General features: G+C 67.3%; 8 protein-coding genes. 4 read left to right on the forward strand and 4 right to left on the reverse strand.

The annotated features are described in order from the left end of the window. Positions 1–101 precede the first annotated feature (101 nt). Positions 102–1,730, forward strand: a complete 1,629-nt coding sequence (locus LSF15_RS09365) for a PucR family transcriptional regulator (protein WP_232498252.1) — start codon at positions 102–104, stop codon at positions 1,728–1,730. Positions 1,731–1,758: 28 nt separating this feature from the next. Here LSF15_RS09365 and LSF15_RS09370 read toward each other — a convergent pair whose 3' ends face one another. Beyond that, on the reverse strand, positions 1,759–3,138 hold the full coding sequence (locus LSF15_RS09370; RefSeq protein WP_232498253.1) for a GH1 family beta-glucosidase: 1,380 nt from the start codon (positions 3,136–3,138) through the stop codon (positions 1,759–1,761). 195 nt (positions 3,139–3,333) lie between these two features. On the opposite strand from LSF15_RS09370, the gene LSF15_RS09375 reads away from it, so the two are divergent. Then, entirely contained in the window at positions 3,334–3,528 is a 195-nt protein-coding gene (locus LSF15_RS09375; RefSeq protein ID WP_232498254.1) for a DUF1918 domain-containing protein, read from the forward strand. A gap of 83 nt (positions 3,529–3,611) precedes the next feature. Further along, entirely contained in the window at positions 3,612–4,373 is a 762-nt protein-coding gene (locus LSF15_RS09380) for an SGNH/GDSL hydrolase family protein (protein WP_232498255.1), read from the forward strand. 260 nt (positions 4,374–4,633) lie between these two features. Here LSF15_RS09380 and LSF15_RS09385 read toward each other — a convergent pair whose 3' ends face one another. Both LSF15_RS09385 and LSF15_RS09390 read right to left on the reverse strand, forming a co-directional pair. Beyond that, on the reverse strand, positions 4,634–5,215 hold the full coding sequence (locus LSF15_RS09385; protein WP_232498256.1) for a hypothetical protein: 582 nt from the start codon (positions 5,213–5,215) through the stop codon (positions 4,634–4,636). Between the two features lie 194 nt (positions 5,216–5,409). Then, positions 5,410–6,159: a hypothetical protein gene (locus tag LSF15_RS09390; RefSeq protein WP_232498257.1), complete on the reverse strand. Its 750-nt coding sequence runs from the start codon at positions 6,157–6,159 to the stop codon at positions 5,410–5,412. Between the two features lie 728 nt (positions 6,160–6,887). Here LSF15_RS09390 and LSF15_RS09395 point away from each other — a divergent pair. After that, positions 6,888–8,027 (forward strand): hypothetical protein, encoded by a 1,140-nt coding sequence (locus LSF15_RS09395; protein WP_232498258.1) that lies wholly within the window; start codon positions 6,888–6,890, stop codon positions 8,025–8,027. Between the two features lie 612 nt (positions 8,028–8,639). Here the strand turns inward: LSF15_RS09395 and LSF15_RS09400 are convergent. Beyond that, entirely contained in the window at positions 8,640–9,689 is a 1,050-nt protein-coding gene (locus LSF15_RS09400) for a DUF3800 domain-containing protein (RefSeq protein ID WP_232498259.1), read from the reverse strand. Positions 9,690–10,113: the final 424 nt, after the last annotated feature.

Raw genomic sequence — 10,113 nt, forward strand, 5'->3', positions numbered from 1 at the left:
ATGCCTCAGCGCCCACGTGTACACTCAGGTACAGGTTGTTGGACGTCGCGTACAAACCCGCGTCGAGACATCCGTCGCCCGAATCGCAACCCGGAGGCGCAATGAAGCCCACCGTGCAGACCCTGCTCGACCGTGCCGATCTCGGACTCGGGCTGCTCACGCCACCCGACGCGCTCGCTCCGGGCGCGCTCGAGACCCCGGTCGTGTGGGCGCACAGTTCAGACCTGCCCGACCCGACCCCGTTCCTCGACGCCGGCCACGTGCTGCTCACGACCGGCACGCAGTTCGGCGACGCGACAGCCGACGACGGGGCAACCGCAGATGGGGCATCCGATGACGGCGCCTTCGCCGACGGCTACGTGCGCCGCCTCCGCGAGGCGGGCGTCGCGGCGCTCGGGTTCGGAACCGAGGTCATCCGCGCGGGCACTCCCGACACGCTCGTCGCCGCCTGTACCGCGCAAGGCCTGCCGCTGTTCGAGGTGCCCTACCGGGTGCCGTTCATCGCGATCGCGCGGACGGTCGCCGACCTGCTCGCCGAAGACGCCTACGCGCGCCAGGCGTGGGCGCTCGCCGCACAACGGGCGATCTCGCTCGCGGCCCTGCGCCCCGACGGGCTCTCGGCGACCCTCGCCGAGCTCTCGCGGCGGCTGGGCACGTGGGTCGGGCTCATCGACACGACCGGGTCGGTCGACCGCGAGGCGCCACTCGGCGGACTCGGCCAGCCCGCGCTCGGCGAGGTCGTCGGCGAAGCCAGGTCGATGCTGCGGCGCGGCCAGCGTGCGAGCCGCACGCTGCTCGCCGCCGAATCGACGGAAGCCCCGCAGCGACTCACCCTGCAGACCCTCGGGGGTGGCGGCGCGCTCCGCGGAGTGCTCGCGATCGGCGACTCCCCCGAGCTCGACCAGGCCGGCCGCGAGGTCGTCACCGCCGTCATCGCGCTCGCCGGGCTCGCCCTCGAGCAGAACCGCGACCTCGACCGGGCGCGTGGCCACCTGCGGTCGGGGCTGCTGCGCAGCATCCTCGCCGGCGACACCGCGCTCGCCGAGCGGGTGGCCGCCGAGATGTGGGGCGAGTTGCCGCATGCGCCGGTGCGGGTCATGGTGACGGATGCACCGTTGGCCCACGTCGATCGCCTCACCGAGTTGCTCGAGCTGCGCGTCGAAGAGCGCAACGGCCGCCTGTTCTTCGGGCGCGACGACGAGCAGTTCGTGCTCGTGGTCGAGCAGCACGATGCGGGGCTCGCCGATGAGCTCGCGTCCGAGTTCGAGCTGCCGGTGGGCGTGTCCGATCCGGTCGCGGGCGACGGTGGCGGCAGCAGCGGCGGCGCGGGCGGCGGCGGGGGCGCGACCGGCGGCATCGCGCTCGCGCACGAGCAGGCGATGCGCGCGCTCGAGCGCGCCCGCGAGACCGGCGCCGGAGTCTCGTACTTCGAGGAGATCAGCCGCCAGGGCGTGCTCGCGTTCCTGGCCCGCACCGACGCGCGTGCCGTCGCGCTCGCGACCCTCGCCCCGCTGACCGAGCACGACGCCACGACCGGCACGACCCTCGTCACCACGACGCGCACCTGGCTCGAGCACGGCGGGCAGTTCGACGCCACCGCGCAGGCCCTGGGCGTGCACCGGCACACCGTGCGCAGCCGCATCGCCCTCGCCGAGCGGCTGCTCGGCCGCGACCTCTCGGGCTTCCATGCGCGCGCCGACCTCTGGGCCGCGCTGCTCGCCGTCGGCTGACGGGTGCCGCCACGCTGGGTTCGGACCGTCAGCGCGACTGGGCAGCGATGAGCCGGCGGTACCAGTCGAACGAGTCCTTGCGGGTGCGCTCGCCCGTGGCGAAGTCGACATGCACGAGGCCGAAGCGCTGCGTGTACCCCTCGGCCCACTCGAAGTTGTCGATGAGCGACCAGACGAAGTACCCGCGCACGTCGACGCCGAGCTCGATCGCGTGCCTGACCGCACGCAGGTGCCCGTCGAGATAGTCGATGCGCTCGCCGTCGCGCACGGCGCCGTCGACCACGAGGTCGGGGAACGACGCCCCGTTCTCGGTGATCACGATCGGCGGCAGTCGGTCGCCGTAGTCATCCTGCAGTCCGACGAGCAGGTCGGCGAACGCGGCGGGAACGATCGGCCAGCCGAACCCGGTCACGGCCACGTCCGCCGACTCGACGGGTTCGAACGGCAAGCCTGCCGCGGCGAATTCGGAGCCGTCGGATGCCGCTGCCACGCGCGTGGGGTTGTAGAAGTTCACCCCGTAGAAGTCCAACGGGGCGGCGATCACCTCGAGGTCGCCGGGCTGTGCGCCCGGGAACCCGTCGATGCCGAACGCCGAAAGGTCGGGGTATGCGCCCGTGAGCACAGGGTCGGCGAAGACACGGTTGTAGATGAGATCGAACGCCGCCGCCGCGAGCTGATCATCGGGGGCACCGGACGCAGGCACGACGAGCGTGTGGTTGTTCGTGATGCCGACCTCGGCAGTGCCGGCCGCACGGATCGCGGCGACCGCGAGGCCGTGCGCGAGCAGCTGGTGGTGGGCGGTCGGAAGGGCGCCCATCATGAGGGCGCGGCCGGGCGCCTGGGTGCCGAGAGCGTAGCCCTGCAGGGTCATCATCGCGGGCTCGTTCAGCGTGATCCACCGGGGAACGCGGTCGCCGAGCCGGTCGAGCACGAGCCCCGTGTATTCGGCGAACCTCGCCGCGGTGTCGCGGGCGAGCCAACCCCCGGCGTCCTCGAGCTGCTGCGGCAGGTCCCAGTGGAAGAGCGTGGGCAGCGGCGCGATGCCCGCGGCGATCAGCGCGTCGACGAGACGCTCGTAGTAGTCGAGTCCCGCCGAGTTCGCCGGTCCGCTTCCACCCGGCTGCACCCTCGGCCACGAGATCGAGAAGCGGTAGTCGGTGACGCCGAGCTCGGCGAGCAACTCGACGTCGTCGCGGTAGCGCCGGTAGCTGTCGGCGGCGACGTCGGCGGTCGCACCCTCGAGGATGCGACCGGGCGTGTGCGAGAACGTGTCCCAGATCGAGGGGCCGCGGCCCGCGGCATCCGTCGCTCCTTCGATCTGGAACGCGGCGGTCGCGGCGCCCCAGCGGAAGCCCGGGGCGAACGGCGGAAGGTCCGCCAGCGGTGGTTCGTGCCGGTGTCCGGTCATCTCGAGTCGCGCCGCCTCTGGTCGTTGCGGGGTGGATGCCCCCGCGCGTCCCCCCGCATGTGGGTCACATGACCCACATCGATCACCCTAGCCGGTGTGCCCGATGAGGGGAAGGCGCCTCCGCTGCCTGACTGCGCGAACCCTTCCGCCCCGCCGAACCCGGGCGTACTCTGGGATGAGTCGAGAGGGGACGCCATGCAGGCAGTGGTCGGCGATCGATTGGTCATCCACGGCAAACTGGTCGGCCAGGCCGATCGACACGGCGAGATCCTCGAGGTGCGCGGCGAGAACGGCGCACCGCCGTGGCTCGTGCGGTTCGACGACGGCCACGAGACCCTGCTCTACCCGGGGGCCGACTGCGAGCTCGAGCGCGAGCGTCAGGCGCGCTGAGCCCGGTCGATCCGGGTGCGCCGCGAGCACGTGCGATCCGGCCGGCGGATGCTCCGCCACGCGGCCGCGCTAGCGTGGAGAGCATGTTCACCTCCTATGCGGCGATCGGCGACAGCTTCACCGAGGGCGTCGGCGACGAGATGCCCGACGGCAGCGTGCGCGGCTGGGCCGACTTCGTCGCCCTCGGCCTCGCGCAGGCCGCGCGCCAGCCGATCGGCTATGCGAACCTCGCGATCCGCGGCCGCAAGCTCGGCCCGATCATCGACGAGCAGCTCGACGTCGCGATCGCGCTGAAGCCCGACCTGCTGAGCTTCAACGGCGGCGGCAACGACATGTTGCGCCCCCGCATGGACGAGCAGGCCACGGCCACCAAGTTCCGCGAGGCGATCGAGCGCATCCGCGCGGCCGGCATCCACGTGCTCATGCTCAGCGGGGCGAACCCCACCGAGCACATTCCGATGGGCAAGGTGTTCGACTCGCGCGGGGCGCGGCTCACCGCCGCCCTCGTCGACCTGGCCGAGGTGCCGGGAGTGACCTTCGTCGACAACTTCAACGACCGTAAGCTCCGCGACATCCGTTACTGGTCGCCCGACAAGTTGCACCTGAACGCGCTCGGCCACGCGCGGGTGGCGAGCAACGTGCTCACCGGGCTGGACGTTCCGGTGCCCGATGAGTGGGGTGTCGCCGAGGTGGCGGCCGCTCCCGCCGGTGCGCGCAGCCGGAACACCGCCGCCTACTATCGCGAGTTCGTGCTGCCGTGGATCGGGCGCCGACTCACCGGGCGTTCGTCGGGCGACGGCCGCACCGCCAAACGCCCCACGCTCGAACCGACGCCGGCCGACTGACCGAGCCAGTGCAGGCGACGCTCGGCGGTGGGTGGCGCCGCTCGGTCACCGCGAACTGACGGCTGGGTGTCCCGTGAGCGGATCCCCGAGCGGGTCGAGGTTGCGGGTTCAAACCCCCGCTTCACCGCGTGTTGGTTAGCGGCACCGCGTAAGGCGCAACCGGGCGAACAATTTGGCGGCCGATTGGCGATCCCCTTGGCGATCAACGGGTGGAGCTCGGGTTCTGTAGCGGGGACCCCACACCACAGGAACTTCGGGAACTACGCGCCCGCGAAGAACACAGTGGCGGTGCTGTCGACCATGGACGTCACCTTCCAAGTGCCGCCCGAGATATCGGCGGCCGGGACTACAGCGCACGCGAGGAAGTCCGCCTGTGCGCCCCCGTACATCGTGCCAACGTCGTACACGCTTCCGGGCGCCGGCAAGGCAGCCTGGCAGGTGGTGTCACCGAAGGAGTTTCCGGCCGCCGTCACGTATTCGAGCTTGAAAGAAGCCCACGTGTCAAAACCAGCAGCGGCGGCCTCGCTGTCAGCCATCTCAACATGAACCGGGACGAGGATGTACGCGCTTCCCTCGGCAGGTGCCTCGTTGAACTGGTTTGCAGCCGAAATCTCCGGCCATGCATCGGTGTCGGTTTCCCCAACGGTGTAGGTCCAAGCCGAGGCCTCCGAGTGCTTCGCCCCCGTCCCGACCGGAACCGGGTTCTCACGCGACCCCGCCCCGGCGGTAGGCGACTCCGGCGTCTCGCTCGGCTTGCTCGACGCCGAGGCTTCTGCAGCCGGCTCCTCTTCGATGACGGGGCCCTGGCTGGCGCACCCGCTGAGTATGAGAGCGGCGCCCAATAGCGCAGCCGAGAGAGCGGGGAATCGTATGGGCATGAAATCAACGTATCGGTCAGGCATCCCGCGCACGGTCTCTGCGCGCCTGCGTGCCTACAACTGGGTACAGATCTCTGATCTCGCCCCGCGCAACCCGATCCCTTCGCGGTCACCGACTTAATAGCCCGCGGCGCGAACGGGGACTCGACCTAGGGACGTCAGGGAATGGGCTGTTTTCCCCGAAGCCGGCGCATGAGACGGTGATACTTCACTCGGAGAGAGGGCTTCGGTTCCGGGTCGAGCTCTTTCCCAAACCACTCGCGAACGCGGATTGCCCGCTCGGCACGCTCTGTCGGCGTTTCGGCGAGATTATTCGGGTCGTCATGGATTCGCTCGATCGGCTCGTACTGGTGACGCTTCCACCATCGGCCGCTCGAGTCGCGGAAGATGATGACCGGGCTCAAGCTCGGTTCGCCGCCCGGGAAGTGTGCGTTGATGACTGAGAAGTCGACGAGCTTGTCGGTTTCCGGCTCGATGGGCCCAATCGTGAGCGCCACGCGATCGAAAAGCTTCTTCGCGCCGGGATCCCAGAGTTGAAGCTTGAGCGGCCCGATGAGCTCCTTGCTCCCGTTGTGGATTGCGACCGTCGTTCGCATGATGCCGGCGGTCGTCACCATCCCGTGCTTACCGTCGTCTCCGATGCCGGGAACGATTGCCGTGCCCTCGCCGTAACCAATATCTACACCGTCAGTCGAGATGGGGATCACTTCGCCAGGGGGATACGACTTGACGTCTTTGAACGTCGCGTACACAAGTCGGGCTTGTCCCTCGCGATGGTCTCGCGTGCTGCGCGCGTAGGTGATCGCCGCGATCAGGAAGGCAAGGCCCGTGGCAATCGCGGCGATCCAATCGGGCCACGATCCGAACGTGATCCCGACCGACTCTGATCCGCGTTGAAGCCACTCCATCTGGCCATCATGGCGACTCGGCCTGGTGATCGCACTTCGACGTACCGGAATCACTCGTGGTCGGTGACCATATCGCGATCCGTAAGCGGGCAGTGAACGATGAGCGGGCCTGAGCGTGCTCTATCGATCCTGAGGTACCGCCGGGGTGTGATGCCCGTGGGCTCGTCTACCGGTGCACTGAGCGGTTCGTGTTCCCATCTGGAAGCTGCGACAACCGCGGGAACCGCCCGGTCGCGGCTTGGCCGAAGCGCTCCGACCAGAAGCCCACGAATCGGTCCAGATCACCGATGTCGAGAGGCACAATGCAATACCCGAGTTGGAATCCACCGAACCCACCTACGAACGCACCGAGCCCTTCGCCGGGCTGAGCGGGAGCAAGTGCGCCCACTGTTCTCGAGCCGAACCTGACCGTAGGCGATGACATCGAATGGCGATGACTCGCTGCCGGGGAAATCTGCCACGCCCGAGATGGCCAGACGCGCATCCTGCTCATGCGGACCGGTGTAGTGCCGGAGACGATCCATCTGGCGACGCCGCGAGCAGTCGCACTGGAGCGGATGCAAGTGCGCGGTCACCAGCACGCCGACGACTACGCGCTTCCGACGACGTCGCGGCTAAGTACTTCGACCATTTCGAGCCCCCGACCGCCGATGAAGGTCCGCTCACCGTCCTCGGTGCGGCCCCGCCACAATAGACGATCGCTGTTGCCGCACCAGTAATCTGACCTCGTGACCGACGTTCCATCTGAGAAGCCCAAGTCCAGCCGACGCATGCTGCTGGAAGTATTCTGGTCTGTGGTCGTGGGGGCGGGAATCATCGGTCTGCTTGTGGCTGTGTCGGCACCGTTCATGGAGGACTGGATTCGGGACGGAGTCGCTAAGCAGGGCATCGATGGGTTCTGGGCTCCTATCCTGCGATGGGCGCTGGTCTTGTTCGTAGGAGCTGTGGTGGTCGCGCTGCTCGTGCTTCTGGCGGTCTCCGTGTTCCGTCGATCCTGGCGCGAGCGAATCTGGCTCCCCCTGGGGCGGCTTGTGCGGGACACCTGGCCCGTGCGATCGATCACTCATCGGCGAGCGGTGGCTGCCGCTGATACTGCCGGTTACGCACGTCGGAGTGGCGAGGTCGATTCAGAGCGCGAGTCCGCACCGCGACCCGCATGGCGAATCCGGTACGGCGATGGGCACTTCGGCGCGGCCAACATCCACTGGCTCTACAACTGGGGTCACGACGTGCGCGACGTTTCCCTGACTTGCGACCGCGAGTTCTTCGAGCTCGACGGAGAGGCGTTCTTCGGAGGTAGCTGGGGCTCCGGTGTGGGCGGCGCCACCGGCAAACAGTTCCACGGAGTGCCCACGGTGAAGGGCCTTGCCGAGGGTGTCGACTTCACGGCCACCTGGTTCGACGCCAACGGCGACGAGCAACACGCGACGGTGCATGTACCGCCAGAAGAGATCCGCCTGGGCAGGGATGCCGTTGCGGAGAAGGCTCACGCGGACGGCTATAAGGAGGGCTTCGAGAAAGGTCGCGAGTCCGCATCGCCCCGGCTGACGGGCGAACAGATGCACGCGATGAACGTCGCAGCAGACCCGTCGCTCGCGGATGCACCCCCGAAGGCACCGGCGAAGTCATCGCCGCCTATGACCAAGGCGCGGCGACTCGAAATCATTGAGCACAAGGCCAAGCAGATCGAGACCGAGCGCCAGGTTCTTCAGCAGATGATGGGTCGGGCGACGGACACGCCAACGATCAATAAGTTTCTCGACGCCAAGGCTGACCTCGATGACCGAGAAACGATGCTCCAGGGAGAGCGGAGGGTCGTCGAGCTGATGGACGAGATGGGTGACAAGGTCATCCGTCGCAAGGCCTGAGCGCATTCGTCACGCGGCGCCGAGAGCGGTCGGGCGCTGACCCGGGAGATTCGGTCGTGAGCGAACCATCGCCGGCACTGCTCAGATACACGTAATCCCGAGGGTGCCGTGGCCACCGAACGAAAATGAGGGACTGCCCGCGCCGCACGGCCGAGTCCCGCATTTCACCGAGTACTTGCTCAACTTCGACGCGAGCCAATCACCCTCGCGCCGCCCGCGAGAGGGCCCGCGGATGCTTAGGGAGCAAGAGGTCTTCAATTGGAGATGTCGACCTACTCCAGAATGTAAGGTTCCCCTCGATGAGCCACTCCCACAGCGGTTCGCGTGACATCCCGACGGTCTCGGCGGGCGCCCGGATCGAGTTGGTCCTGGCGTTCCATCGTGATCGACCGGTCAGAACCTCTCCAGTACGCGTTCCACACGGCGTCGACCGATTGCTAGTCCGTGAAGAATCCTCGCCGCTCCGCGCGCTGGGAACTGGTGACTAAAGCGCTGTTGCATTGTGCCGACCTGAGCACCGCCGACGAGCGGTGAAGATCGATCGCGGCGAGGCCTGACGGATGCCGCGGAGGGAGGCGGCGGCCCGGCTGAACGTCGAGATCGCCGAGCCGGTTAGAACTGAGAGAGCATCGCCTCACGAGCATTCTCGACGTTCATGTTCTCCCGTATCGGCCACAGACTGGCTCCGCTCACCATCGGAACCAGGTTCAGACCCAGCGGATGCTGTTGCTCGTTGACCATCGATTCCCCGACGATGCGACCGATGCCAGCGAGCAGATCAGCCACTTGGACACACGGATCGTCCTTCGAGTCGACGAGCCGAACATCAGTCAGCTCGCTAGCCAAGCCTTGTCGCGAAGGGGCAATGTCCCCCGGGCGAGCAAGAGACCGCTTCGCCCATTCGATCTTGACCGGGGTCAGTTCCCTGGCGGCATCGTGGACCAACTCCACGGGCCTGCCTGAGATCGACGCCCAGAAGTGCACCGCCGCCCCGACTGCGGAGATGAGTGGATCCATTGTACGAAGCCTTTCCTCGACGCCCTCGCCGAGTTGCAGCTTCGACAGCGACCCGAGATGGCTGAATCCAGCGAACACCGTTCCCAGCACATCTCGTGCAAGCGCGTCCTCAACGGACAACAGCTCCATCATGCTTCCGATCAAGCGCGCCAGATGCTCCTGCGCCTGAACTGCGCTTTTCGCTCGCATGAAGTGCTGGAAAGTCATCAAGAGCCTGTCCCACGCGGTCCCGTAGCTCTGAGGCGCAAGGAAGAAGAGCAGGTTCGCGCCCGCCAAGGCGACACCGGTCTCGTAGATGTCGTACCCAAGTTCATGCGCGAGTTCTTCCGCCGTCGAGTCGAACAGCTTCGAAACGACGAAGTACTTCTTGTGGGTGAGGTGCACGGATGCGCTGCCTTCGATCGAAGGATGCGAGAGCAGCCACTTCGCCGTGGCCTGGTGCCGGGGCTGAAGGATCGTCTTCGATTTCAGCTCCGTGGTCTGGCTGCGCGTGCGCGCACGGATCTCATCCATCAGCTCGGCAGCATCGTCTGACGGCAACGTCACGCTAGCGTGGGCGAAGACGGTCGATTGCCCAGAGAGCATGTTCTCGCCGTCGTTGCCGGATTCATCACAGGCCACCACCAAGGGCGTAGTTGCAATCACAGTGCGTCAGCCTCACGTCGATCCATCTCGAAGACACCATCTTCGTCGATCACGAGCCACGCCGATTTGGCTCCGCTCCGCGACCGCTCCGAACTGACTGATCATGGGGCGCTCACTCCGGCGGTGTAGCGATCACCGTCCTCGCCTAACTGCCCCTGCCCGGACCGCCAGTCTGCACCGTTCAGCACCGCGCATTCGGAGCGCAGCGCGCATGACGGTCGATGACCGGGACACTCGCACTGCCGATTGCGACGTAGGCGTTCTGCACGGTTCGGGCAGCTCGATTCGCGTATGCCTGTCCCGCAAAACTGCCCGATGAAGGGGGGGCGGATTCTGGTGGTCGACGCAACAGGTCAAGTGTTTTGAAGGCTATCCGAGATCTGTTGCGGCGATGTGGTGTTCGGCTCGGAGGCGGCTGGCGGGT

Origin of the sequence: Agromyces humatus, assembly GCF_021228295.1 — a bacterium.
In the GTDB taxonomy this organism is placed as follows: domain Bacteria; phylum Actinomycetota; class Actinomycetes; order Actinomycetales; family Microbacteriaceae; genus Agromyces; species Agromyces humatus.